Here is a 24,245-nt window from a genome sequence, read left to right as displayed (position 1 = left end):
CGATGGCCCTACTGCAGATCGCCGAACCCGGCCAAAGTCCTCAACCGCACCAGCGTCGTCTGGCTGTGGGGATCGACTTGGGCACTACCAATTCGCTGGTCGCTGCGTTGCGCAGTGGTCTTTCCGAGCCCCTCGCCGATGCTGACGGGCAGGTCATCCTGCCGTCCGCCGTGCGCTACCACGCCGACCGCGTCGAAGTGGGCGAGTCGGCCAAGCTGGCTGCCGCCACCGATCCCTTGAACACCGTGCTGTCGGTCAAGCGCTTGATGGGTCGTGGTCTGTCCGACGTCAAGCAGCTGGGTGACCAATTGCCGTACCGCTTTGTCGGCGGCGAGTCGCACATGCCGTTCATCGACACTGTGCAAGGCCCGAAAAGCCCGGTCGAAGTCTCCGCCGATATCCTCAAGGTGCTGCGTCAGCGCGCCGAGGCGGCGTTGGGCGGCGAACTGGTGGGGGCGGTGATCACCGTTCCGGCCTATTTCGACGATGCCCAGCGGCAAGCCACCAAGGACGCGGCCAAGCTGGCCGGCCTGAACGTGCTGCGGCTGCTCAATGAGCCGACCGCTGCCGCTGTGGCTTATGGTCTGGATCAGCATGCCGAAGGCCTGGTGGCGATTTATGACCTGGGCGGCGGTACGTTCGATATTTCGATCCTGCGCCTGACCGGTGGTGTCTTCGAAGTGCTGGCCACCGGTGGCGACAGTGCCCTGGGCGGCGATGATTTCGATCACGCGATCGCTCGCTGGATCATCGAGGGCGCTGGCCTGTCGGATGACCTGGACCCGGGTGTGCAGCGCCATCTGTTGCAAACCGCCTGTGCGGCCAAGGAAGCCCTGACCAACGCCGCGTCCGTTGCCGTGGTTTATGGCGACTGGCAAGCCGAATTGACCCGTGACGCCTTCAATGCGCTGATCGAGCCGATGGTTGCGCGCAGCCTGAAGGCCTGCCGCCGCGCCGTGCGCGATTCCGGTATCGAGCTGGACGAAGTGCATGCGGTGGTCATGGTCGGCGGCTCGACCCGCGTGCCTCGCGTTCGCGAAGCCGTGGCCGAAGCCTTCGGTCGCCAGCCGCTGACCGAAATCGATCCGGATCAAGTGGTGGCCATTGGTGCTGCGATCCAGGCCGATACCCTGGCCGGCAACAAGCGTGACGGTGACGAACTGCTGCTGCTTGACGTGATTCCGTTGTCCCTGGGGCTGGAAACCATGGGCGGCCTGATGGAGAAGGTGATTCCGCGCAACACCACCATCCCCGTCGCCCGCGCCCAGGACTTCACCACCTATAAAGACGGCCAGTCGGCCATGGCGATCCACGTATTGCAGGGTGAGCGCGAGCTGATCAGCGACTGCCGCTCCCTGGCGCGCTTCGAATTGCGCGGCATTCCGGCGATGGTGGCCGGTGCGGCGAAGATTCGCGTGACCTTCCAGGTCGATGCCGACGGTCTGCTCAGCGTGGCTGCCCGTGAGCTGGGTTCGGGTGTCGAGGCGAGCATCCAGGTCAAGCCGTCCTACGGCCTGACCGACGGCGAAATTGCCAAGATGCTCAAGGATTCGTTCCAGCACGCCAATGACGACAAGGTCGCCCGTGTCCTGCGTGAACAGCAGGTCGATGCCCAGCGCCTGATCGAAGCGGTGCAGGCTGCCCTTGATGTTGACGGCGAGCGCCTGCTCGACGCCGAAGAGCGCATGGTCATCGAGTTGCAGATGCAGGAACTGACCGAACTGATGAAGGGCACCGATGGTCACGCCATCGAGCAGCAGACCAAGCGTCTGTCGCAAGTGACCGATGCTTTTGCTGCCCGCCGCATGGATTTGACGGTGAAAGCCGCACTATCGGGGCGCAATCTGAATGAAATCGAGGATATCTGATGCCGCAGGTCATTTTTCTGCCACACGAGAAGTTTTGCCCTGAGGGCATGGTTGTGGAGGCCGAGACCGGTACGTCCATCCTCGAGCTGGCCCACGAACACCATATCGAGATGGAAAGCGCCTGTGGCGGCGTCTGCGCCTGCACCACCTGCCACTGCATCATCCGCGAGGGTTTCGACTCGCTGGAAGAGGCCGATGAGCTGGAAGAAGACTTTCTTGATCGTGCCTGGGGTCTGGAGGCGCAATCGCGTCTAGGCTGTCAGGCGATCGTCGGGACTGAAGACCTGACGGTCGAAATTCCGAAATACTCGCTCAACCATGCGGCCGAAGCGCCGCACTGATTCAAGGAACCGACATGAGTCTGAAATGGGTTGATGTGCTGGAAATCGCGATCCAGCTGGCTGAATCCAAGCCGGAAGTGGACCCGCGTTACGTGAACTTCGTCGATCTGCACAAGTGGGTGCTGGCATTGCCGGCGTTCAGCGATGATCCGACCCGCGGTGGCGAGAAGGTGCTTGAAGCCATCCAGGCCGCCTGGATCGAAGAAGCCGATTGATTCTGCACCGCACGCAGTTAGGCAATACCCAAGAACCCGCGTATAATTCGCGGGTTTAATTTTTCACAAATTACCGTTTCTGGAGTTACACCATGGCTGTTCAACGTACTTTCTCCATCATCAAGCCTGACGCTGTTGCAAAAAACGTTATCGGCGAGATCACCACTCGTTTCGAAAAAGCTGGCCTGCGCGTTGTAGCTTCGAAACTGAAGCAACTGTCCAAAGCCGAAGCTGAAGGCTTCTACGCTGAGCACAGCGCTCGTGGTTTCTTCAACGACCTGGTTGCTTTCATGATCTCCGGTCCGGTTGTCGTTCAGGTTCTGGAAGGCGAAAACGCTATCGCTCTGAACCGTGAGCTGATGGGCGCTACCAACCCTAAAGAAGCCGCTGCCGGCACCATCCGTGCTGACTTCGCTGATTCGATCGACGCCAACGCTGTACACGGTTCGGACTCCGAAGCCGCTGCTGCTCGCGAAATCTCGTACTTCTTCGCAGCTACTGAAGTAACCACTCGCTAAGCATTGGCTTAAGAGTGAAGGTGAATCCATGACTACATCGACTGTTAAAACTAACCTGCTGGGTCTGACTCAGCTGGAAATGGAAAAATTCTTCGACTCAATCGGGGAGAAGCGTTTCCGTGCCGGTCAGGTAATGAAATGGATTCACCACCTTGGCGTCGATGATTTCGACGCCATGACGAACGTGAGCAAGGCCCTGCGCGACAAGCTCAAGGTGATTGCCGAAGTTCGCGGTCCGGAAGTCGTCAGCGAGGACATTTCCACCGATGGCACCCGTAAGTGGGTGGTGCGCGTGGCGTCCGGCAGCTGCGTCGAGACCGTGTACATTCCCCAGGGCAAACGCGGCACGTTGTGCGTTTCGTCCCAGGCAGGCTGTGCCCTGGATTGCAGTTTCTGCTCCACCGGCAAGCAAGGTTTCAACAGCAACCTCACCGCCGCCGAAGTCATCGGCCAGGTGTGGATTGCCAATAAATCGTTCGGCAGCATCCCGGCGACCGCCGACCGTGCCATCACCAACGTGGTGATGATGGGCATGGGTGAGCCGCTGCTGAACTTCGACAATGTCGTGGCCGCCATGCACCTGATGATGGATGACCTCGGCTATGGCATCTCCAAGCGCCGCGTGACCCTGTCCACGTCGGGCGTGGTGCCGATGATCGATGAGCTGTCCAAGCACATCGACGTGTCCCTGGCGTTGTCCCTGCACGCGCCGAATGATGCATTGCGTAACCAGTTGGTACCGATCAACAAGAAGTATCCGCTGAAGATGCTGCTTGAATCGTGCCAGCGCTATATGTCGTCACTGGGCGAAAAGCGCGTGCTGACCATTGAGTACACCTTGCTCAAGGACATCAACGACAAGGTCGAGCACGCGGTCGAAATGATCGAGCTGCTCAAGAACATCCCGTGCAAGATCAACCTGATTCCGTTCAACCCGTTCCCGCATTCCGGTTACGAGCGTCCGAGCAATAACGCGATTCGTCGTTTCCAGGATCAGCTTCACCATGCCGGCTTCAATGTCACCGTGCGCACCACCCGCGGCGAAGACATCGATGCCGCGTGTGGCCAATTGGTAGGGCAGGTGCTGGATCGCACCCGTCGTAGCGAACGTTATATCGCCGTGCGCGAGTTGAGCGCCGAAAACGATATGGCACAGAACGCTGCGAACAATAATTAAGAGAGGATCTCTATGTCCCTGCGCTTAGCGCTGCTGTTGCTGGCGGCCAGTCTGTGTACTGGTTGTGTCCTGTCGGGCGATTTCAACCCGATGAAGACCAGCAAGGGCCGTGATGAAGCGCGGGTCGCCTATGTGCAATTGGGGCTTGGCTACCTGCAACAGGGCATGACCGAACGCGCCAAGGTGCCACTGAAAAAGGCGTTGGAGCTGGATAGCTCGGACCCCGACGCCAATGCGGCGCTGGGGTTGGTGTTCCAGGCCGAGATGGAGCCGGAACTGGCCGACCAGCATTTTCGCAAGGCGCTGTCGTCCCGTGGCGACGATGCGCGAATCCTGAATAACTACGGCAGTTTTCTTTTCGAACAGAAACGTTACAAAGAGGCTTACGAGCGCTTCGAGCAGGCCGCCGCCGATACCCTGTATCCTGAGCGTTCGCGAGTCTTCGAGAACCTGGGCATGACCGCTTCCAGGCTTGGCCAGCGTGACCTGGCCCAGCAACAACTGGAAAAAGCCCTGCGCTTGAATCGACAGCAGCCACGTGCCTTGCTGGAAATGGCTGAGTTGTCTTACGAAGACAGGCATTATGTGCCCGCGCGTGACTATTACGACCGTTTCAGCCAGCTCACCGAGCAAAATGCACGTAGTCTATTGCTCGGCATCCGGCTGGCAAAAGTGTTTGAAGATCGCGACAAGGCTGCCAGTTTTGGCCTGCAATTAAAACGACTCTATCCCGGTACGCCGGAATATCAGCAATACCTGTCGGAGCAATGATGAAAGCGGCGCATCCCGAAGTTGTAGCAGCGAATCGCGTTAATCCCGGTGATACATTGCGCCAGGCTCGCGAAAGCAATGGCTGGTCGCTGGCCGAAGTGGCCCTCAAGCTCAACCTCACCGTCAATTCCCTGAGCAATCTGGAAGCCGGCGCGTTCGACAAGCTGCCGGGGCATACCTTCGCTCGCGGTTACATCCGCACCTACGCCAAATTGCTGGGCATGGATCAAACCGTGCTGGTGCAACAGTTCGACCAATCCACCGGCACCGACTCCCAGGGCAGCGCCGTCCACAGCCTGGGTCGCATCGAAGAGCCGGTTCGGGTGTCCCACACGATTTTGCGGATTGTCAGCCTGCTGTTGCTGATCGCGGTGATCGGTGGCGGTTTTATCTGGTGGCAGGATCAGACGTCGTCGCGCACCAAGGAGCCGGTCACTCTGAGCCCGGAACACGTTGAAGTCGAAGGCGCCGACGGCACGACCCAGATCCACCCGCTGGACGAGCCGGAAGACCAGGCCGTCGCGCAGGGCCAGGCCGACGGAGCCACCGCGCTCGTCTTGCCGCAAGCCGAGGCTTCGGCTGACGCGTCGACCGCCGCTGAAGCCACCGCACCCGCTACTCAGGCGCCTGCCGCGCCGGTACGTAGCACCGCGCCGGTTGTCGCCACGCCGGCAACGCCAGCGCCCGCTGTTCCCGCGGTACCGGCCCCTGTGGTGACCGCTCCGGTGGCGCCGACCGTTCCGGCGCCAGCCGCGGCGGCTGCGGTGGCCGGCCAGGGCCAGGTTCAACTGCGTTTCATCGCCGATTGCTGGACGCAAGTCACCGACGGTACCGGCAAGGTGCTGTTGAGTGGTCTCAAGCGCAAAGGCGAAAACGTTTCCGTCAGTGGCAAGCCGCCGTTCACCGTGCGCCTGGGCTTTGCCCGTGGCGCGCAGGTCAGTTACAACGGGCAGGTGGTTGATGTCGCTCCGTTCACCAGTGGCGAGACTGCTCGCCTGAAGTTGGGTCAATAAGTCATGCACGGCGAATCTCCAATCAAACGTCGCGAATCCCGCAAGATCTGGGTCGGTAACGTGCCTGTGGGCGGCGATGCGCCTATCGCTGTGCAGAGCATGACCAACAGCGACACCAATGACGTGGCCGCCACCGTGGCCCAGATCAACCGCCTGGAAGCCGCCGGCGTCGATATCGTGCGGATTTCCGTACCGGATATGGACGCCGCCGAAGCGTTCGGCAAGATCAAGCAGCTGGTCAAGGTGCCCTTGGTGGCCGACATCCACTTCGACTACAAGATCGCGCTGCGCGTCGCCGAACTGGGCGTTGACTGCCTGCGGATCAACCCGGGCAACATCGGTCGCGAAGACCGTGTGCGCGCCGTGGTCGATGCGGCCCGTGATCGCGGGATTCCGATCCGTATCGGCGTCAACGCCGGTTCCCTGGAAAAAGACCTGCAAAAGAAATACGGCGAGCCGACCCCGGCCGCGCTGGTCGAGTCGGCCTTGCGCCACGTCGAGCACCTCGAGCGCCTGAATTTCCAGGACTTCAAGGTCAGCGTGAAAGCGTCCGACGTGTTCATGGCCGTGGCTGCCTACCGCTTGCTGGCCAAGGAAATCGTCCAGCCGCTGCACCTGGGCATCACCGAAGCCGGTGGTTTGCGTTCAGGCACGGTGAAATCCGCCGTGGGCCTCGGTATGCTGCTCGCCGAAGGGATTGGCGATACTATCCGCATCTCGTTGGCGGCCGACCCGGTCGAGGAAGTGAAAGTCGGCTACGACATTCTCAAATCCCTGCACCTGCGTTCCCGTGGCATCAACTTCATCGCCTGCCCGAGCTGCTCGCGGCAGAACTTCGATGTGGTCAAGACCATGAACGAGCTGGAAGGGCGCCTCGAAGACCTGCTGGTGCCGCTGGATGTCGCGGTCATCGGCTGCGTGGTCAACGGGCCGGGCGAAGCCAAGGAAGCCCATATCGGCTTGACCGGCGGCACGCCCAACCTGATTTACATCGACGGCAAGCCGTCGCAGAAACTGACGAATGATAATCTGGTGGATGAGCTGGAACGCTTGATCCGCCAGAAAGCGGCCGAAAAGGTCGAAGCCGACGCTGCCGTTATCGCGCGTGGCTAAGCCCGACTGAAGCGCCGAACGAATTTAAGGATTTAAAGTGAGCAAGTCCCTGCAAGCCATCCGTGGCATGAACGATATCCTGCCCGAACAGACGCCCCTGTGGCGTCATTTCGAGGGCACCGTCTCGCGTTTGCTGGATAACTACGGTTACAAGCAGATCCGCATGCCGATCGTCGAGTTCACCGAGCTGTTCAAGCGCTCCATCGGTGAAGTGACCGACATCGTCGAAAAAGAGATGTACACCTTCGACGACCGCAACGGCGACTCCCTGACCCTGCGCCCTGAAGGCACGGCGGCCTGTGTGCGCGCGGTGCTGGAACATGGCATCACCGGCGGTGGCCAGGTGCAGAAGCTCTGGTACATCGGCCCGATGTTCCGCCACGAACGTCCGCAAAAAGGCCGTTATCGCCAGTTCCACCAGATCGGTTGCGAAGTGTTCAACCTCGACGGTCCGGACATCGACGCCGAGCTGATCGTGCTGACCTGGCGCCTGTGGGGCGAGCTGGGCATCCGTGATGCGGTCAAGCTCGAGCTCAACAGCCTGGGCACCGCCGAGTCCCGCGGCCGTTATCGCGAAGCATTGGTCGAATTCCTCTCGGCGCACCTGGACAAACTGGACGAAGACAGCCAACGCCGTCTGAAGACCAACCCGCTGCGGGTGCTGGACACCAAGAACGCCGACACTCAAGCGGTACTGGTGGACGCGCCGAAAATGGCCGACTACCTCGACGAAGAATCCCGCGTGCACTTCGAGGGCCTCAGGGCTCGCCTGGATGCCGCCGGCATTCCTTACGTGATCAACCCGAAGCTGGTTCGCGGGCTCGATTATTACAGCAAGACCGTTTTCGAATGGGTCACCGACAAGTTGGGCGCCCAGGGCACCGTGTGTGCCGGTGGTCGTTACGACGGTCTGGTCGAGCAGATGGGCGGCAAGCCGACCCCTGGCGTCGGTTTCGCCATGGGCATCGAGCGTCTGGTGCTGTTGCTTGAAACCCTGGAGCAGATCCCGGAAGAGATCTCCCGTCAGGTCGACGTCTACCTCTGTGCCTTCGGTGAAGCAGCCGAGCTGGCCGGGTTGGCCCTGGCCGAGCGGGTGCGTGACCAATTGCCCAACCTGCGCCTGCAAGTCAATGCCGGTGCCGGCAGCTTCAAAAGCCAGTTCAAGAAAGCCGACAAGAGCGGTGCGTTGTACGCGCTGATCCTCGGCGACGATGAAATGGCCCAGCAAGTGGTAGGTTTCAAACCCCTGCGTGGCCAGGGCGAACAACAAAGCGTTGCCTGGGATGCGCTTGCCGCACACCTGGCCACCTGCATCGTGCAGGGTTGAAGCTGTCAAACAGCCGATTTAGCGATTAAGGAGTATTGGGGTGTCGAGTACCGAAGACGAACAGCTGGCGGATTTTAAGGACTGGTGGACACGCAACGGCAAGCCCCTGGTGACTGGCGGCCTGTTGGCGCTGGTCATCGTGTTCGGCTGGCAGGCCTGGCAGAAGTATCAGAGCAATCAGTCGCAAGGCGCCTCGATTCTCTATCAGCAGTTGCTGGAAACCACCCTGACGCCAAGCGGCAAGCCCGATGCCGCCCGTGTTTCGGACCTGGCCGGCAAGCTCAACAGCGAGTTCGGCGGCACCGCCTACGCGCAGTACGGCAGCCTGTTCGTGGCGAAAGTCGCGGTCGACAGCGGCAAGCTGGATGACGCGGCCACCGAGCTCAAAGCCATCGTCGCCAAACCGGCCAACCCGGCACTGGGCGAAATCGCCCGTCAGCGCCTGGCGCAGGTGCTGGCCGCGCAGGACAAGGCCGATGAAGCCCTGAAACTGCTCGAAGGCGATGCCGATACCGCTTTCCTGGCCACTCGCGAGGAACTCAAGGGCGACCTGCTGGTGCAGTTGGGTCGTACCGACGAAGCGAACGCGGCGTATCAGAAAGCCAAGGCGGCACTGTCGGATGAAGCGGCAGTCGGCGGCCTACAAATCAAGCTGGACGACCTGGCCAAAGGGGATGCATGACGTGATTCGTTGGAAACATGCAGCATTGCTGGCTCTGGCCGTACTGGCCGCGGGTTGCAGCAGCAACAGCAAGAAAGAACTGCCGCCGGCCGAGTTGACCGACTTCAAGGAAGAAGTGGTTCTGCAAAAGCAGTGGAGTCGTTCGATCGGTGACGGTCAGGGCGAAACCTACAACATGCTGGTGCCGGCGATCGATGGCGATACCATCTATGCTGCCGACGTCACCGGTGAGGTGATGGCGCTGGATCGCAGCACTGGCGACGTCAAATGGGAGAAGGATCTGGATCTGCCTGTTTCCGGCGCCGTCGGCGTGGCTTACGGGTTGCTCACCATCGGCACGCTCAAGGGTGAAATCGTTGCTCTCGACGCCAGCAGCGGCGAAGAGAAATGGCGCGCCCGCGTGTCCAGTGAAGTCCTCGCGCCGCCGGCCAACAACGGTGACGTGGTGGTGGTCCAGACTCAGGACGATCGTCTGATCGGCCTGGATGCCGCCACCGGCACCCAACGCTGGTTGTATGACAGCACGCCAGCGGTCCTGACCCTGCGCGGCACCAGTGCGCCGATCGTCACCAATCGCCTCGCCGTAGCTGGCCTGTCGACTGGTAAAGTGGTCGCGCTCGATATCTCCAACGGCGTGCCGGTGTGGGAACAGCGTGTAGCGATTCCACAAGGGCGTTCGGAACTGGAGCGTGTGGTCGATATCGACGGTGGCCTGCTGTTGTCCGGCAGTACGCTGTATGTCGCCAGCTACCAGGGTCGCGTTGCGGCACTGGACCTGGATAGCGGTCGTCAGCTCTGGCAGCGGGATGCTTCCAGCTATGCCGGTGTCGCCCAGGGATTTGGCAGCGTCTATGTAAGCCTGGCTTCGGGCACTGTTGAAGGCGTCGACGAACGTTCCACCACAGCCTTGTGGAGCAACGATTCGCTGGCTCGCCGTCAACTGTCGGCGCCAGAGGTGTACTCCAGCTATGTGGCAGTCGGTGACCTGGAAGGTTACCTGCACCTGCTGAGTCAGGTGGACGGTCGTTTCGTCGGCCGCGAACGCATCGACAGCGACGGCCTGCGCGCTCGTCCGCTGGTGGTAGGTGATACGATTTATGTATATGGCAACAGTGGCAAACTGGAAGCCCTGACCATTAAGTAACAACTATGCTTGGGGTTTAACCCCCAAGCGGCTTCACCTGTGTAGGACTGTAGGAGCGAGCTTGCTCGCGATGGACGTCAACGATTACGTTGGCGTCCTGGATAAACGCGGTGCCTTGGCGTTTTTCGCGAGCAAGCTCGCTCCTGCAAAAACACACACAGTGATTGCCCCGAGCACCAGCCGCTGCCTCGCAGCGGCTTTTGTATTTTCTGAAATAACGAAGTGGAGAGCCGCATGGTTCCCGTAATCGCCCTGGTGGGCCGACCGAACGTCGGCAAGTCCACCTTGTTCAACCGCCTGACCAGGACTCGCGACGCCATCGTCGGCGACTTGTCCGGTCTGACCCGTGATCGCCAATACGGTGAGGCCAAGTGGCAAGGGCGTTCCTACATTCTGGTCGACACCGGCGGTATCTCCGGTGACGAGCACGGTATGGACGAAAAAATGGCCGAGCAGTCGCTGCTGGCCATTGAAGAAGCGGATGTCGTTCTATTCCTGGTAGATGCCAAGGCCGGTTTCACCGCCGCCGACCAGATGATCGCCGAGCATTTGCGCAAACGTAACAAGCGTTCCTACGTGGTTGCCAACAAGGTCGACAACATCGACCCGGAAATGGCCCGCGCCGAGTTCGCTCCGTTGGGCATGGGCCACGCGATCCCGATCGCCGGTGCTCATGGTCGTGGCATCACCCAGATGCTGGAAATCGCCCTGAGCGACTTCCCGAAAGACGATGACGAACTGGAAGAAGGCGAGGAAGAGATCGTTGCCGAAGGCGAGGAAGCCAAGCGCATTCCTGGCCCGAGCGAAAAAGACGGGATCAAGATCGCCATCATCGGCCGTCCGAACGTCGGCAAGTCGACCCTGGTCAACCGCATGCTCGGTGAAGACCGGGTCATCGTCTATGACGAGCCCGGCACCACCCGCGACAGTATCTACATCCCGTTCGAGCGTAACGACGAGAAGTACACGCTGATCGACACCGCCGGTGTGCGCAAGCGCGGCAAGATCCACGAAGAAGTTGAAAAATTCTCGGTGGTCAAGACCCTGCAAGCGATCAAAGACGCCAACGTGGTGATCTTTGTGATGGACGCCCGCGAAGGCGTGGTCGATCACGATCTCAACCTGCTGGGCTTCGCCATTGAGTCGGGTCGTGCGCTGGTGATCGCGATCAACAAGTGGGACGGCATGACGCCAAGCGAGCGCGACTTCGTGAAGGTCGAGCTGCAACGTCGACTGTTCTTCGTTGACTACGCCGACATTCACTTCATCTCGGCCCTGCACGGCACGGGCGTGGGCAACCTCTACGCCTCCGTACAGAACTCGTTCAAGTCTGCGGTCACCCGCTGGCCAACCAACCGCCTGACCACGATTCTGGAAGATGCGGTGGGTGAGCACGCGCCACCGATGGTCAACAACCGTCGGATCAAGCTGCGTTATGCCCACTTGGGTGGTGCTAACCCGCCGATCATCGTGATCCACGGTAACCAGATCGAGAAAGTGCCGAAGTCGTACGTCCGTTACCTGGAAAACACTTACCGTCGTGTCTTGAAGCTGGTCGGTACGCCGATCCGTATCGAGTTCAAGGGTGGCGAGAACCCGTACGAAGGTAACAAGAACTCACTCACCGACCGTCAGGTCAACAAGAAGCGCCGCATGATGTCGCACCACAAAAAGGCCGACAAAAAGCGCCGCGACAAGCGCTGATTCGAGGCTTGCCCGGCTCCTGTGGGAGCGGGCTTGCCCGCGATGAACGAAAACGCGGTGTATCTGTTACATCGCGGTGCGGCCATCGCGGGCAAGCCACGCTCCCACAAGATCGGGGTTAAAAAAGGGTGCTTATGGCGCCCTTTTTTTATGGGCGCCGGATGGGCTATCCTCGGGCTCTCCCGCGCCGTCGTAGAGCCGGGTGTAGAGCAGGGACTCACCGATGATCACCAGCAAGCTGCCGAATGTCGGCATCACTATCTTCACGCAGATGTCTCAGCTCGCGGCACAGACCGGGGCGCTGAACCTGTCCCAGGGTTTTCCCGATTTCGATGGCCCGCAGGCCCTGCGCGATGCGGTCGGTCGGCATATCGCCAGTGGCCACAACCAGTATTCACCGATGACCGGCCTGCCGGTGTTGCGTCAGCAGATTGCGGCGAAGATCGCCCGCAGCTATGGCGTCGACGTCGATGCCGACGATGAAGTGACGGTCACGCCCGGCGCGACCCAGGCGATTTTCTGTGCCATTCAGGCGGTTATCCACAGCGGCGACGAAGTGATCGTGTTCGATCCGGCCTACGACAGCTATGAGCCTTCGGTGGCGCTGGCCGGTGGTCGTTGCGTGCATGTGCCACTGGGCCTGAATGATTTTGCCATCGACTTCCAGGCACTCGCTGAAGCCCTGAGCCCGCGCACGCGGATGATCATCCTCAATACCCCACACAACCCCAGCGGGGCACTGATCAGCCTTGCCGAGCTGGATCAACTGGCGACCCTGATCCGCGACCGTGACATCTATGTGGTCAGCGACGAAGTCTATGAACACCTGGTGTTCGATGGTGTGCCGCACGCCAGCGTGCTGGCCCATGAGGAGCTGTATCAGCGCGCATTCGTGGTCAGCTCCTTCGGCAAGACCTATCACGTCACCGGCTGGAAAACCGGCTATGTGGTCGCCCCCCCAGCCCTCACCGCCGAGCTGCGCAAGGTGCACCAGTACGTCAGTTTCTGCGGTGTGACGCCGTTGCAATACGCCTTGGCCGATTACATGGCCGAACACCCGGAACATGTGCGAGAGCTGCCGGCCTTCTATCAGGCCAAGCGGGATTTGTTCTGCGACCTGCTGACGCCATCGCGCTTCAGCTTCTCCCGAGTGGCCGGCACTTACTTCCAGCTGGTCGATTACTCGCAGATCCGTCCGGACCTCAATGACGTCGAGATGGCGCTGTGGATGACGCGCGAACACGGCGTTGCAAGTATCCCGATTTCGGTGTTCTACCAGACTCCACCGGTCGGCCAGCGCCTGGTGCGCCTGTGCTTTGCCAAACGCGAGGAGACCCTGCGTGAAGCAGCGGAAAAATTATGCGTGATCTGAGTGCACTGCCCAATCTGAACATCGCGCTGATCCAGACCACCCTGGCCTGGCACGACCGCCAGGCCAACCTGGAGCATTTCGCGCAATTGCTGGAACAGGCTCGCGGTGCTGACCTGATCATCCTGCCGGAGATGTTCACCACCGGTTTTTCCATGGAATCGGAGACACTCGCCGAGCCCGAGAACGGTCCGACCAGCAAATGGCTGCGCGTCCAGGCGGCGAAATTCGACGCGGTGATCACCGGCAGCCTCATCGTCCAGGCCGCCGACGGCAGCCACCGCAATCGCCTGTTGTGGGCGCGGCCGGATGGGGAGGTGTTGCATTACGACAAGCGCCACCTGTTTCGCATGGCCGGCGAGCACAATCACTTCACCCCGGGCGAGCGCCAGGTGCAGTTCGAGCTCAAGGGGTGGCGGGTACGGCCGCTGATATGTTACGACCTGCGTTTCCCGGTGTGGAGCCGTGATGCCCAGGACACCGACCTGTTGCTGTACACCGCCAATTGGCCGGGTGCACGGCGTCAGCACTGGAACCGGTTGCTGCCGGCGCGGGCGATTGAAAACCTGTGCTATGTGGCGGCGGTGAATCGCGTGGGGACTGATGGCAAGGGCTTTGCGTATACCGGTGACAGTCAGGTGCTGGATTTTCAGGGTGAGACTTTGCTCAGTGCGGGGGAGGCTGATGGGGTGTTCCAGGTCGTTCTGAACGCTGCGGATCTGCAAGCGTACCGTACGCGGTTCCCGGCTAATCTGGATGCCGATACCTTCGAATTCACTTGAGATCCTGGTTGCCTGACCCGGCCTCTTCGCGGGCAAGCCCGCTCCCACAGTTGACCGGTGTGAACTCAAATTTTGTGTACACCCAAGATCTCCCACAGTTGATTGGTGTGAACACAGATTTTGTGTACACCCAAGATCTACTGTGGGAGCGAGCTTGCTCGCGATGAGGCCATGACAGCCACTGCATCATTTTCAGGCAAATAAAAAAGGCCCCAAGGTTCTCACCAAGGGGCCTTTTGCATTTTCAGCGAAGGCTTACGCCGCTTTCGCCTCCGGCTGGCTCAACGAACGGTTCAGCGCACTGAACAGCGCCTTGAAGCTGGCAGTGGTGATGTTTTCATCGATCCCCACACCATGCACCGCACGTTCACCGTTCACTCGCAGTTCAATGTAGGCCGCCGCCTTGGCATTGGTGCCCGCGCCGATGGCGTGTTCGTTGTAGTCCATGATTTCCACCGGGATCGGCAGGCCGGCCACCAGCGCTTCCAGGGCGCCGTTGCCCTTGCCGCGCCAGTGCAGGTTGGTTTCGCCCTGGCCTTTGCCGGAGACTTCCACTTCGACGGCGCTGTGACCGTTTTCTTCCTGCAGGCGATGGCTGACCAGCGCGTACGGGGTGTTGGCTTGCAGGTATTCGCTGATCAACAGCGAGTGAATCTGCTTGGCGGTCATTTCCAGGCCCAGACGGTCGGTTTCACGCTGCACGACCTGACTGAACTCGATCTGCATGCGGCGTGGCAGGCTGATGCCGTATTCCTGTTCCAGCAGGTAAGCGATACCGCCCTTGCCCGACTGGCTGTTGACGCGGATCACCGCCTCGTAGCTGCGGCCGATGTCGGCCGGGTCGATCGGCAAGTACGGCACTTCCCACAGGGCGTCCGGCTTCTGCTGGGCAAAGCCCTTGCGGATCGCATCCTGGTGCGAGCCGGAGAACGCGGTGTGCACCAGGTCGCCGACGTAGGGGTGACGTGGGTGCACCTGGATCTGGTTGCACTCTTCGACGACTTTGCGCACGCCATCGATGTCCGAGAAGTCCAGCTCAGGGTGCACGCCCTGGGTGTAGAGGTTCAAGGCCACGGTCACCAGGTCGACGTTACCGGTGCGCTCGCCGTTGCCGAACAGGCAGCCTTCGACGCGGTCAGCGCCGGCCATCAGGCCCAGCTCGGTGGCGGCCACGCCGGTGCCACGGTCGTTGTGGGTGTGCAGGCTGATGATCACGCTGTCACGACGGTTGATGTGGCGGCCAAACCATTCGATCTGGTCGGCATAGATGTTCGGGGTCGCGCATTCGACGGTGGCCGGCAGGTTGAGGATCATCTTGTGCTCGGGCGTCGGGTTCCAGACCTCGATCACCGCGTCGCAGACTTCCTTGGCGAACTCCAGTTCGGTCGCGCTGAAGGTTTCCGGCGAGTACTCGAAGGTCCATTCGGTGTCTGGCTGCTGGGCGGCGTATTTGACGAACAGCTTGGCCGCGCTCACCGCGATTTCCTTGATCCCGTCCTTGTCCTGGTTGAAGACGATGCGGCGGAAGGAAGGGGAGGTCGCGTTGTACAGGTGAACGATGGCTTTCTTCGCCCCGCGCAGGGATTCGAAAGTGCGCTCGATCAAGTCTTCACGGCCCTGGGTCAGCACCTGGATGGTGGTGTCGTCCGGGATGTGGCCGCCTTCGATCAGGCTCCGCACGAAGTCGAAGTCGGTTTGCGAAGCCGCCGGGAACGAGGCTTCGATTTCTTTCACGCCCACCGACACCAGGGTTTTCCAGAAACGCAGCTTCTTGGTCGCGTCCATCGGCTCGATCAGCGACTGGTTACCGTCACGCAGGTCGGAACTGCACCAGATCGGCGCGGCGGTGATGGTCTTCGACGGCCAGGTACGGTCCGGGATGTCGATGGTCGGGAACGCGCGGTATTTCGAAGACGGGTCTTTGAGCATGCTCATGGGAAATCCTTATTGTGTGGGCCGAAAAGAGGCGGCCTGCCGGTGGATCAAAATGTTCTTGGGAAAAGCGTGGGGCGAGGCACTGCGATTCAGCCCGGCAGTCGTGCACTGACAAGGCACAGGCTGCGGTGCTGGCGACGCTGAATGAGGGTGTGAGAGGTTTTCATGTCTTCAACCCTAACCGCGAGAAGAAAGGATGGCAAGCGGTCGAAAAAAATTGAGAGGAATACTCGTGACGGCGGGTTTATCGAGATTTTATTGCGGTGATTGGCGCTGATTGTTTTTATGTTTGCGCGAGGTTCCAGCGATGCGCAATTGAAAGTTGTAGCGGTTGTCTCCTTCGGCGCAGCTATGCTTAAAGCCTGAACCAGGCGACTTGGGAAGCGGGAGTCGACAATGAACGAATCGGATTGGAAGCTATACAGCGCATTGCGCCCGGTGGCCCATGAGCGGATGTGTATCCGGATCATGGCGGAGGTCGAAAGGATAGTGCTGGATAAAAGCCTGGCGCCTTATGAGCGTATTGAAGCCAGTGAGGAGAGGTTGAAGGCCGGTCAGCAGGAGTTGTATTGGGCGTTTGACGTTTTCAGTCACTCACGCAGTGAGGCGCCGGCTCATTTGCTGGGGCTGTGTACCCATGAGCTGATCACATCTGAAGAACTGGCGGGCTTCTCGGAGGAAACCCGGGCGTGGATCAAGGAGTGTCTGGCGCACAGGGAAATTCATGGGATTGAGGATCTGGAGGCTGAATAAGCGGTTATTCCTTTGGTTACAATTGCGCCTGTGATGCCGCCTTCGCTGGCAAGCCAGCTCCTACAGTGATCGTGGTGAACTTGATTTCTATGTACACCATCGATCCCTGTAGGAGCGGGCTTGCCCGCGAAGAGGCCGTCAGACTCACCGAAGATTCAAGGCTGAAACGCACCTATAAAGATCGCCGGATCCACCCGCGCATCATTCAGGCTGACATTCCAGTGCATATGCGGCCCGGTGGCCCGCCCGGTAGCCCCGACTTTCCCCACCACCCCGCCACGGGCCAGTTGCTGCCCGACCTTCACGTCAATCTTCGACATGTGACAGAACATGCTGATAAAGCCCTGCCCATGATCGACAAACACCGTGTTGCCATTAAAGAAGTAATTGCCGACCAGAATCACTTTGCCCGCCGCCGGGGTCTTGATCGGCGTGCCCGCTGGCACCGCGAAGTCCAGGCCTGCATGGGGATTGCGCTCTTCACCATTAAAGAAACGGCGCACACCAAACTTGCTCGACAATGGCCCGTTGACCGGTTTGTCCAGTAACAGGTTGCTCGGCGTATTCGGACTGAAACTGCGGTAGGCCTGGATCTGCTCGGCCAACTCGCCCTCGATGCGCTTGAGATTTTCCGGGTCCGGGTTGACCTGCTGCTTGTTCTTCAGGGTGATGCGCTGTTCCGGGTATTTCTTGCTGCCAACGGTGAAACTCAGATTGCGATTGCCGCTGCTGATTTGCTGCGTGCCCGGCTTGACCGCCAACGGCACGCCGACAATCGCCAGCCAATTGTTCTGTTCCTTGACCACCAGCACCGGTTTGCCCTGATAGCTGGCTTTCGGCGCCTGGACGGAGGTGCCCAGGTCGACCACCGCCACACCACCCGGTACCGGTTTGTTCAGCAAGCGGGTGATGTAACTGTCGGCGTGGGCGTTGAAGGTCAGGCACAGCAATAGCAGCGGAGCGAGAAAGCGCGGCATGGATCAATCCAGTAAAGAAAGGGTGACAGGCGTCAGGTGATTGTCTTCGACCCGCACTTGCAGTTCGCCTTCGCCCAGTCTGGCTTTCAGGCGCTGGCCGGTGTGGGTTTGCGCAGCGTTGCGGATCGCGTTGCCGCGCTCATCCAGCAGAATGCTGTAGCCACGGCTGAGGGTCGCCAGCGGGCTGACCACATGCAGCGTCTGCATCTGGCTTTGCAGTTGCAGGCGGCGGCCCTTGAGGCCTTCGCGCATGGCTCGGGGCAGGCGTTCGGCAAAGCTGTCGAGGCGCTGACGGAGCATCGCCAGCTGCCGACCGGGATGTTGCCCGGCAAGGCGGGTTTCCAGGCGAATCAGGCGTTCGCGACGGGTATTGAGGTTGCGTTCGAACGCGCGGCGCAGGCGCATGTCCAGGTCGTCCAGGCGCTGCGCCTGCTGACGTAAACGTTCGCCGGGATGACGCAGGCGGCGGGACATGCCTTCCAGGCGCAATCGATCACGCATCAAACGGTCGCGAATACGCATCACCAGCCGTCGATGCAGGCTCTCGACCCGACGCACCAGGTCGCTGGAGTCCGGCGCCAGCAGTTCGGCGGCAGCGGAAGGCGTCGGGGCGCGAACGTCGGCCACGAAGTCGCTGATCGACACGTCGGTTTCATGGCCGACGGCGCTGACAATCGGCGTCACACAAGCGTCCACGGCGCGGGCCACGGCTTCTTCGTTGAAACACCAGAGGTCTTCCAGGGAGCCGCCGCCACGGGCCAGGATCAGCGCGTCGAAGCCACGGGCGTCCGCCAGTTTCAGCGCGCGGACAATTTGCGCGGTGGCTTCGCGACCCTGAACGGCGGTGGGGATCAGCGTCAGTTGCACCTGCGGCGCGCGGCGGCGGAACACGCTGATGATGTCGCGGATCACCGCGCCCGTGGGCGAACTGATGATGCCGATGCGTTGCGGATGCGCCGGCAGCGGCACTTTGCGCTCGGCACTGAACAGGCCTTCGGCGCTGAGCTTTTCTTTCAGTGCATCGAAGGCCAGGCGCAGTGCGCCATCGCCGGCGGGCTCCACGGTATCGAGGATCAGCTGATAGTCGCCGCGGCCCTCGAACAGCGAGACCTTGCCGCGCACCTTGACCGCCAGGCCGTCCTTCAATGCCTGGCGAACCCGCGCCGCGTTCTGCCGGAACAGCGCGCAACGCACCTGCGCGCCGCTGTCCTTGAGGGTGAAGTACACATGGCCGGACGCCGGGCGGGCGAGGTTGGAGATTTCGCCTTCGACCCAGATATTGCTGAACACGTCTTCGAGCAACACCCGCGCGCGGCCGTTGAGCTGGCTGACAGTCAGGACTTCCCGGTCAAGGCCGAGTCTTGCAAAGGGATCTTTAATCATGGGGCGCAGTTTAAAGGCATTCGGCGAACAATCTCCATGAGTCAACGCAAATCCCTTGTGGGAGCGAGCTTGCTCCGGGCGGCGTTCCGACGATAGCAGTGTGTCAGTTGATATTAATGTTGAATGGTCGATCGCAATCGCGAGCAAGCTCGCTCCCACAAGGGGTACAGTCAGGCGCTGAATTCAAGGAAGATCTGCAATGGACGTGTTTGAACTGTTGAATCAATGGCCCTTCGGCGCCACCGACTGGCTGGTGATCGGCCTGGCCATCGCCCTGGCCTATATCGTGTTTGGCATCGCCGGATTCGGTACCGCCCTGGTGGCGGGGCCGATTCTGATCCTGTTCATGCCCCTGTCGAAGATCGTGCCGCTGCTGGTGCTGCTCGATTTTGTCGCGGCGTTTGGCAATCTGCTGCCTTCGAGGCGGGATGTGGCCAGGCCCGAGTTGCTCCGCTTGTTGCCCTGCATGGCCGTGGGCTGCACCTTGGGGGTGATTTTTCTGCTGAACCTGCATTCCGATGTGTTGCTGCTGTTGATGGGGCTGTTTATCAGCGCCTATGCGATTTACAGCCTGTGGGTCAAAACCCGTCCGACGCAACTGTCCGCCGCCTGGGCCGTGCCGATGGGCACGGTGGGTGGAATGTTCGGGGCGTTGTTTGGCAGTGGCGGCTTTTTATATGCGATCTATTTGAACAGCCGGCTGCCCAAGGAGGCCGCCCGGGCTACCCAGAGTGCGCTGATCAGTTGCAGCACCGTGGTGCGCTTGAGCCTGTTTGCCGTCGCGGGTGTGTATGCCGAGCTACCCTTGTTGGTATTGGCGCTGTGTTTATTGCCGGCGATGGCTGTGGGGCTGTGGATCGGTCGGCGGTTGACCATGAGATTGTCCCGCGAGGCGTTCGTGCGGCTGGTGACCTGGTTGGTGCTGGCCAGCGGGGTTGCCTTGATCGGGCGGTATTTGAGCACTTGACCCGATTTCGTCAGGGATTAAGCTGCTGGCCGCTCTGACGCTATCGCGGGCAAGCCCGCTCCCACAGTGACCAAGGTGGACATGATTTTTATGTACACCTCCAATCCTTGTGGGAGCGGGCTTGCCCGCGAAGGCGTCATCCGACACACCGCAGCAACATCCATTTGACGCAGCAGGCTTGCACCATGAACTCCCAAAGCATCATCGTCCCGAAAATCTCCACGCTGCCGGTACACGAACCCCGGGCCCGGGCGGTCGTGCGTTGGCTGGTGCGCAAGAACATCATCAAGGAAGAGCTGACCACTTGCGGCCGCACCGGCAACCGCATGGCCCACGCCATCGCCGACGGCGCCCGCGCGGTGGTGCTGCATCCGCAAGCCCTGCCGTTCGGCGAGCCGATCAATGGCCTGGAGATCATCACCAAGCGTTGCATCTATACGCCGGCCAAGGGATTTCTCGAAGAAGCCGGCTGCGCCGAGTGCCGCAAGGAAGTCGGCGAAGCGTTGTTCGACAGCCTGGAAGACTGGATGCCGGGGCGCACCGATAACTTCACCTGCCCCGAGTGCGGGCATGAAGACGATATCAACGGCTTTCTGTTCCTGCAGGAATGCGGCTTTTCCAACCTGGGATTCATTTTCAACAATTGGGCCGAGGCCGGGTTCAAGAAGAGCTTTATCGATGAATTTGCCGATTGGCTGGATCAGCCGGTGAGTTGGGTGAAAGTAGAGCTGTAACCGAAACCGAAACCCGTAGGAGCGAGGCTTGCCCGCGAAGCTTTTAGCGCCAGTGAAGACGCCTTCGCGGGCAAGCCTCGCTCCTACGGGATTTGTGCGTTCAATACCCCGCCGATCACCGCATCGATAATAGACAGAGTTTTACATTGAACCCAAGGGGGTGTCTGACTATAATGGCGCGCTTCCATTTTCCCGCTCGGGAGCCCCCGCGATGCTGCGTATCAGCCAAGAAGCTCTGACATTCGACGACATTCTCCTAGTGCCCGGTTATTCCGAGGTGCTTCCTAACGAAGTCAGTCTCAAGACCCGCCTTACCCGTGGCATCGAGCTGAATATTCCTCTGGTTTCTGCCGCCATGGACACCGTTACTGAAGCCCGTCTGGCAATTGCCATGGCTCAGGAAGGTGGCATCGGCATCATCCACAAGAACATGACCATCGAGCAGCAAGCTGCCGAAGTGCGCAAGGTCAAGCGTTATGAAGCCGGCGTGGTCAAGGACCCGATCACCATCGAGGCTGACGCCACGGTGCGTGAACTGTTCGAACTGACCCGCCAGCACAACATCTCCGGCGTTCCGGTGCTGCACAATGGCGACCTGGTCGGCATCGTCACTTCCCGTGACGTGCGTTTCGAAAACCGCCTGGAAGCCACTGTCCGCGAAGTGATGACGCCTAAAGAGCGCCTGGTCACGGTCAAGGAAGGCGCCGACAAGAACGACGTGCGCGAGTTGCTGCACAAGCACCGCATCGAGCGCGTGCTGATCGTCGACGACAAATTTGCCCTCAAAGGCATGATGACCGTCAACGACATCGAAAAAGCCAAGGCCTACCCGCTGGCCAGCAAGGACGATCAAGGTCGTCTGCGCGTTGGCGCTGCGGTCGGTACCGGTAAAGACACCGGTGAGCGTGTGACGGCACTGGTCAATGCCGGCGTGGACGTGGTGGTGGTCGACACCGCTCACGGTCACTCCAAAGGCGTGATCGATCGCGTTCGCTGGGTCAAGGACAACTTCCCGCAAGTGCAGGTCATCGGCGGCAACATTGCCACCGGCGCTGCGGCAAAAGCCCTGGTTGAAGCTGGCGCCGATGCAGTCAAGGTCGGTATCGGCCCAGGCTCGATCTGCACCACCCGTATCGTCGCCGGTGTCGGCGTCCCGCAAATCAGTGCCATCGCCAACGTCGCCGCTGCCCTTGAAGGCTCTGGCGTGCCGTTGATCGCCGACGGCGGCATCCGTTTCTCCGGTGACCTGTCCAAGGCCATCGTCGCCGGTGCTTCCTGCGTGATGATGGGCTCGATGTTCGCCGGTACTGAAGAAGCCCCGGGCGAGATCGAACTGTTCCAGGGTCGTTCGTACAAGGCGTATCGCGGCATGGGTTCGCTGGGCGCCATGTCCCAGGCCCAGGGTTCCTCCGACCGCTACTTCCAGGACTCCTCGGCAGGCGCCGAGAAGCTGGTACCGGAAGGCATCGAAGGGCGTGTTCCGTACAAGGGCACCCTGAGCGCCATTATCCATCAACTGATGGGCGGCCTGCGTTCCTCGATGGGCTACACCGGCAGTGCCGACATCGAAGAAATGCGCACCAAGCCTGAGTTCGTGCGGATCACCGGCGCCGGCATGGCCGAGTCCCACGTCCACGACGTACAAATCACCAAAGAAGCGCCAAACTACCGCGTAGGTTGAGGCTTCAAGCAAATCGTTAAGCAACCGGGGCTGTTTTATTCAGCCCCGAGTTGTTTCTGAATCACGACTGTTTCTGAATTTCTAGACGAGACTGAATCATGGCCCTCGACATTCACGCTCACCGCATCCTGATCCTCGATTTCGGTTCCCAGTACACCCAGCTGATCGCCCGCCGCGTGCGTGAAATCGGCGTGTACTGCGAACTGCATCCGTTCGACATGGATGACGAAGCGATTCGCGAATTCGCTCCAAAAGGCGTCATTCTCGCCGGCGGCCCCGAGTCCGTGCACGTCGCCGACAGCCCGCGCTGCCCGCAAGCGGTGTTTGACCTGGGCGTACCGGTCTTCGGTATCTGCTACGGCATGCAAACCATGGCTGAACAGCTGGGTGGCAAGGTCGAAGGTTCCGAGTTGCGTGAATTCGGATACGCCCGTGTCGACGTGGTCGGCAAGAGCCGCCTGCTGGACGGCATCGAAGACCACATCGACGCCGACGGCCTGTTCGGCCTCGACGTGTGGATGAGCCACGGTGACAAGGTCACCAAGATGCCACAGGACTTCCACATCCTGGCCAGCACCCCGAGCTGCCCGATCGCCGGCATGTTCGACGACGCTCGCGGCTACTACGGCGTGCAGTTCCACCCGGAAGTGACCCACACCAAGCAGGGCGGTCGCATCCTCTCGCGCTTCATCCTCGACATCTGCGGCTGCGAAGCCCTGTGGACGCCTTCGAAAATCGCTGAAGACGCCATCGCCAACATTCGCGCCCAGGTCGGCACCGACAACGTGCTGCTCGGCCTGTCCGGCGGCGTTGACTCCTCGGTGGTTGCCGCGTTGCTGCACAAAGCCATCGGCGACCAGCTGACCTGCGTCTTCGTCGACAACGGCCTGCTGCGTCTGCACGAAGGCGAGCAAGTGATGGCCATGTTCGCCGAGAACATGGGCGTCAAGGTGATCCGCGCCAACGCCGAAGACCAGTTCCTGAACAACCTGGCAGGCGAAAGCGACCCGGAGAAGAAGCGCAAGATCATCGGCCGTACCTTCATCGACGTCTTCGATGCCCAGTCCAACAAACTGGACAACATCAAGTACCTCGCCCAAGGGACCATCTACCCGGACGTGATCGAGTCGGCTGGCGCCAAAAGCGGCAAGGCGCACGTGATCAAATCGCACCACAACGTGGGCGGCCTGCCGGAAGAAATGAACCTCAAGCTGGTTGAACCCCTGCGCGAGCTGTTCAAGGACGAAGTCCGTCGTCTGGGCCTGGAACTCGGCCTGCCGTACGACATGGTCTACCGTCACCCGTTCCCGGGCCCGGGCCTGGGCGTGCGGATCCTGGGTGAAGTGAAGAAGGAATACGCCGACCTGCTGCGTCGCGCCGACCACATCTTCATCGAAGAACTGCGCAAGGCCGACTGGTACCACAAGGTCAGCCAAGCCTTCGTGGTGTTCCAGCCGGTGAAATCGGTTGGCGTGGTCGGCGATGGCCGTCGTTACGCCTGGGTCGTGGCCCTGCGTGCCGTGGAAACCATCGACTTCATGACCGCGCGTTGGGCACACCTGCCTTACGAACTGCTGGAAACCGTCAGCGGCCGGATCATCAATGAAATCGAAGGCATCTCCCGCGTCACGTACGACGTGTCGAGCAAGCCGCCAGCGACCATTGAGTGGGAGTAATCCCGCGCTGGCGCTCCGGCAAACAGAGCGTTGATCGATAAACCAAACCCCGGCTCAGGCCGGGGTTTTGTTTTTTCGGGGCAGGCAAAAAATCAGGGGGCAGACCAGGTCATGT

General features: G+C 60.6%; 22 protein-coding genes. 19 read left to right on the top strand and 3 right to left on the bottom strand.

The genetic code is table 11. From position 1 onward, the window contains the following. Positions 1 to 2: 2 nt before the first annotated feature. The 14 genes from hscA (at position 3) to ACA062_RS27345 (ending at position 14,024) form a co-directional block, all read left to right on the top strand. Complete coding sequence (gene hscA, locus ACA062_RS27410; protein WP_497453833.1) at positions 3 to 1,868, top strand: Fe-S protein assembly chaperone HscA; 1,866 nt, start codon at positions 3 to 5, stop codon at positions 1,866 to 1,868. After that, complete coding sequence (gene fdx, locus ACA062_RS27405; RefSeq protein ID WP_461951733.1) at positions 1,868 to 2,209, top strand: ISC system 2Fe-2S type ferredoxin; 342 nt, start codon at positions 1,868 to 1,870, stop codon at positions 2,207 to 2,209. Before hscA ends, fdx begins: the two co-directional genes overlap by 1 nt. A 14-nt stretch (positions 2,210 to 2,223) precedes the next feature. After that, positions 2,224 to 2,424 (top strand): Fe-S cluster assembly protein IscX, encoded by a 201-nt coding sequence (iscX, locus tag ACA062_RS27400; protein WP_497453832.1) that lies wholly within the window; start codon positions 2,224 to 2,226, stop codon positions 2,422 to 2,424. 92 nt (positions 2,425 to 2,516) lie between these two features. Continuing rightward, on the top strand, positions 2,517 to 2,942 hold the full coding sequence (ndk, locus tag ACA062_RS27395; protein ID WP_007903599.1) for a nucleoside-diphosphate kinase: 426 nt from the start codon (positions 2,517 to 2,519) through the stop codon (positions 2,940 to 2,942). 28 nt (positions 2,943 to 2,970) lie between these two features. Further along, a complete protein-coding gene (rlmN, locus tag ACA062_RS27390) occupies positions 2,971 to 4,119 on the top strand; it encodes a dual-specificity RNA methyltransferase RlmN (protein WP_128869512.1) in 1,149 nt (382 codons plus the stop codon). A gap of 12 nt (positions 4,120 to 4,131) precedes the next feature. After that, positions 4,132 to 4,890 carry a type IV pilus biogenesis/stability protein PilW gene (gene pilW, locus ACA062_RS27385; protein ID WP_497453831.1) on the top strand — a complete coding sequence of 253 codons (759 nt, stop codon included), beginning with the start codon at positions 4,132 to 4,134 and terminating at the stop codon, positions 4,888 to 4,890. Then, positions 4,890 to 5,903, top strand: a complete 1,014-nt coding sequence (locus ACA062_RS27380; RefSeq protein WP_497453830.1) for a RodZ domain-containing protein — start codon at positions 4,890 to 4,892, stop codon at positions 5,901 to 5,903. The genes pilW and ACA062_RS27380 overlap by 1 nt, the downstream gene beginning before the upstream one ends. Before the next feature lie 3 nt (positions 5,904 to 5,906). Beyond that, positions 5,907 to 7,016, top strand: coding sequence for a flavodoxin-dependent (E)-4-hydroxy-3-methylbut-2-enyl-diphosphate synthase (gene ispG, locus ACA062_RS27375; protein ID WP_010457850.1), 1,110 nt, complete (start codon positions 5,907 to 5,909; stop codon positions 7,014 to 7,016). Positions 7,017 to 7,053: 37 nt separating this feature from the next. Continuing rightward, on the top strand, positions 7,054 to 8,343 hold the full coding sequence (gene hisS / locus ACA062_RS27370) for a histidine--tRNA ligase (RefSeq protein WP_497453829.1): 1,290 nt from the start codon (positions 7,054 to 7,056) through the stop codon (positions 8,341 to 8,343). A 40-nt stretch (positions 8,344 to 8,383) separates the two neighbouring features. After that, positions 8,384 to 9,025 (top strand): tetratricopeptide repeat protein, encoded by a 642-nt coding sequence (locus ACA062_RS27365; protein ID WP_497453828.1) that lies wholly within the window; start codon positions 8,384 to 8,386, stop codon positions 9,023 to 9,025. Further along, on the top strand, positions 9,018 to 10,169 hold the full coding sequence (gene bamB / locus ACA062_RS27360; RefSeq protein ID WP_497453827.1) for an outer membrane protein assembly factor BamB: 1,152 nt from the start codon (positions 9,018 to 9,020) through the stop codon (positions 10,167 to 10,169). Before ACA062_RS27365 ends, bamB begins: the two co-directional genes overlap by 8 nt. Before the next feature lie 234 nt (positions 10,170 to 10,403). Continuing rightward, a complete protein-coding gene (gene der / locus ACA062_RS27355) occupies positions 10,404 to 11,873 on the top strand; it encodes a ribosome biogenesis GTPase Der (RefSeq protein WP_046046039.1) in 1,470 nt (489 codons plus the stop codon). Positions 11,874 to 12,096: 223 nt separating this feature from the next. Beyond that, positions 12,097 to 13,245 carry a pyridoxal phosphate-dependent aminotransferase gene (locus ACA062_RS27350; RefSeq protein WP_497453826.1) on the top strand — a complete coding sequence of 383 codons (1,149 nt, stop codon included), beginning with the start codon at positions 12,097 to 12,099 and terminating at the stop codon, positions 13,243 to 13,245. Further along, positions 13,233 to 14,024 carry an amidohydrolase gene (locus tag ACA062_RS27345; RefSeq protein WP_497453825.1) on the top strand — a complete coding sequence of 264 codons (792 nt, stop codon included), beginning with the start codon at positions 13,233 to 13,235 and terminating at the stop codon, positions 14,022 to 14,024. Before ACA062_RS27350 ends, ACA062_RS27345 begins: the two co-directional genes overlap by 13 nt. Positions 14,025 to 14,279: 255 nt before the next feature. Here ACA062_RS27345 and leuA read toward each other — a convergent pair whose 3' ends face one another. Then, positions 14,280 to 15,959, bottom strand: coding sequence for a 2-isopropylmalate synthase (gene leuA / locus ACA062_RS27340; protein WP_497453824.1), 1,680 nt, complete (start codon positions 15,957 to 15,959; stop codon positions 14,280 to 14,282). Between the two features lie 396 nt (positions 15,960 to 16,355). Here leuA and ACA062_RS27335 point away from each other — a divergent pair, with 396 nt between their 5' ends. Next, positions 16,356 to 16,712, top strand: a complete 357-nt coding sequence (locus tag ACA062_RS27335; RefSeq protein ID WP_497453823.1) for a hypothetical protein — start codon at positions 16,356 to 16,358, stop codon at positions 16,710 to 16,712. A gap of 155 nt (positions 16,713 to 16,867) precedes the next feature. Here the strand turns inward: ACA062_RS27335 and ACA062_RS27330 are convergent, their stop codons facing one another. Beyond that, on the bottom strand, positions 16,868 to 17,689 hold the full coding sequence (locus ACA062_RS27330) for a peptidoglycan DD-metalloendopeptidase family protein (protein WP_497453822.1): 822 nt from the start codon (positions 17,687 to 17,689) through the stop codon (positions 16,868 to 16,870). Positions 17,690 to 17,692: 3 nt separating this feature from the next. Continuing rightward, positions 17,693 to 19,072 carry an exodeoxyribonuclease VII large subunit gene (gene xseA, locus ACA062_RS27325; protein ID WP_138969020.1) on the bottom strand — a complete coding sequence of 460 codons (1,380 nt, stop codon included), beginning with the start codon at positions 19,070 to 19,072 and terminating at the stop codon, positions 17,693 to 17,695. A 199-nt stretch (positions 19,073 to 19,271) separates the two neighbouring features. On the opposite strand from xseA, the gene ACA062_RS27320 reads away from it, so the two are divergent. The 4 genes from ACA062_RS27320 (at position 19,272) to guaA (ending at position 24,130) form a co-directional block, all read left to right on the top strand. Continuing rightward, positions 19,272 to 20,039 carry a sulfite exporter TauE/SafE family protein gene (locus ACA062_RS27320; protein ID WP_497453821.1) on the top strand — a complete coding sequence of 256 codons (768 nt, stop codon included), beginning with the start codon at positions 19,272 to 19,274 and terminating at the stop codon, positions 20,037 to 20,039. A 185-nt stretch (positions 20,040 to 20,224) separates the two neighbouring features. Further along, complete coding sequence (locus ACA062_RS27315; protein ID WP_497453820.1) at positions 20,225 to 20,773, top strand: sugar ABC transporter ATPase; 549 nt, start codon at positions 20,225 to 20,227, stop codon at positions 20,771 to 20,773. Positions 20,774 to 20,984: 211 nt separating this feature from the next. Continuing rightward, the gene (gene guaB, locus ACA062_RS27310; protein WP_497453819.1) at positions 20,985 to 22,454 is read left to right on the top strand and encodes an IMP dehydrogenase; all 1,470 of its coding nucleotides are present in this window, start codon (positions 20,985 to 20,987) and stop codon (positions 22,452 to 22,454) included. A 98-nt stretch (positions 22,455 to 22,552) separates the two neighbouring features. Beyond that, complete coding sequence (guaA, locus tag ACA062_RS27305; protein WP_123410248.1) at positions 22,553 to 24,130, top strand: glutamine-hydrolyzing GMP synthase; 1,578 nt, start codon at positions 22,553 to 22,555, stop codon at positions 24,128 to 24,130. Positions 24,131 to 24,245: the final 115 nt, after the last annotated feature.

It is taken from the genome of Pseudomonas sp. LBUM1679, assembly GCF_059695565.1.
Note: the sequence above shows the minus strand (reverse complement) of the source record. Positions and strands in the feature narration are given on the sequence as shown.

Coding starts and splice junctions, on each gene's coding strand:
- fdx (WP_461951733.1), top strand. CDS start 1,868: ATGCCGCAGGTCATTTTTCTGCCACACGAGAAGTTTTGCCCTGAGGGC.
- ACA062_RS27330 (WP_497453822.1), bottom strand. CDS start 17,689: ATGCCGCGCTTTCTCGCTCCGCTGCTATTGCTGTGCCTGACCTTCAAC.
- hscA (WP_497453833.1), top strand. CDS start 3: ATGGCCCTACTGCAGATCGCCGAACCCGGCCAAAGTCCTCAACCGCAC.
- ACA062_RS27350 (WP_497453826.1), top strand. CDS start 12,097: ATGATCACCAGCAAGCTGCCGAATGTCGGCATCACTATCTTCACGCAG.
- ACA062_RS27335 (WP_497453823.1), top strand. CDS start 16,356: ATGAACGAATCGGATTGGAAGCTATACAGCGCATTGCGCCCGGTGGCC.
- guaA (WP_123410248.1), top strand. CDS start 22,553: ATGGCCCTCGACATTCACGCTCACCGCATCCTGATCCTCGATTTCGGT.
- der (WP_046046039.1), top strand. CDS start 10,404: ATGGTTCCCGTAATCGCCCTGGTGGGCCGACCGAACGTCGGCAAGTCC.
- ACA062_RS27345 (WP_497453825.1), top strand. CDS start 13,233: ATGCGTGATCTGAGTGCACTGCCCAATCTGAACATCGCGCTGATCCAG.
- pilW (WP_497453831.1), top strand. CDS start 4,132: ATGTCCCTGCGCTTAGCGCTGCTGTTGCTGGCGGCCAGTCTGTGTACT.
- leuA (WP_497453824.1), bottom strand. CDS start 15,959: ATGAGCATGCTCAAAGACCCGTCTTCGAAATACCGCGCGTTCCCGACC.
- ACA062_RS27315 (WP_497453820.1), top strand. CDS start 20,225: ATGAACTCCCAAAGCATCATCGTCCCGAAAATCTCCACGCTGCCGGTA.
- iscX (WP_497453832.1), top strand. CDS start 2,224: ATGAGTCTGAAATGGGTTGATGTGCTGGAAATCGCGATCCAGCTGGCT.
- rlmN (WP_128869512.1), top strand. CDS start 2,971: ATGACTACATCGACTGTTAAAACTAACCTGCTGGGTCTGACTCAGCTG.
- bamB (WP_497453827.1), top strand. CDS start 9,018: ATGCATGACGTGATTCGTTGGAAACATGCAGCATTGCTGGCTCTGGCC.
- ACA062_RS27380 (WP_497453830.1), top strand. CDS start 4,890: ATGAAAGCGGCGCATCCCGAAGTTGTAGCAGCGAATCGCGTTAATCCC.
- ispG (WP_010457850.1), top strand. CDS start 5,907: ATGCACGGCGAATCTCCAATCAAACGTCGCGAATCCCGCAAGATCTGG.
- ACA062_RS27320 (WP_497453821.1), top strand. CDS start 19,272: ATGGACGTGTTTGAACTGTTGAATCAATGGCCCTTCGGCGCCACCGAC.
- guaB (WP_497453819.1), top strand. CDS start 20,985: ATGCTGCGTATCAGCCAAGAAGCTCTGACATTCGACGACATTCTCCTA.
- xseA (WP_138969020.1), bottom strand. CDS start 19,072: ATGATTAAAGATCCCTTTGCAAGACTCGGCCTTGACCGGGAAGTCCTG.
- ndk (WP_007903599.1), top strand. CDS start 2,517: ATGGCTGTTCAACGTACTTTCTCCATCATCAAGCCTGACGCTGTTGCA.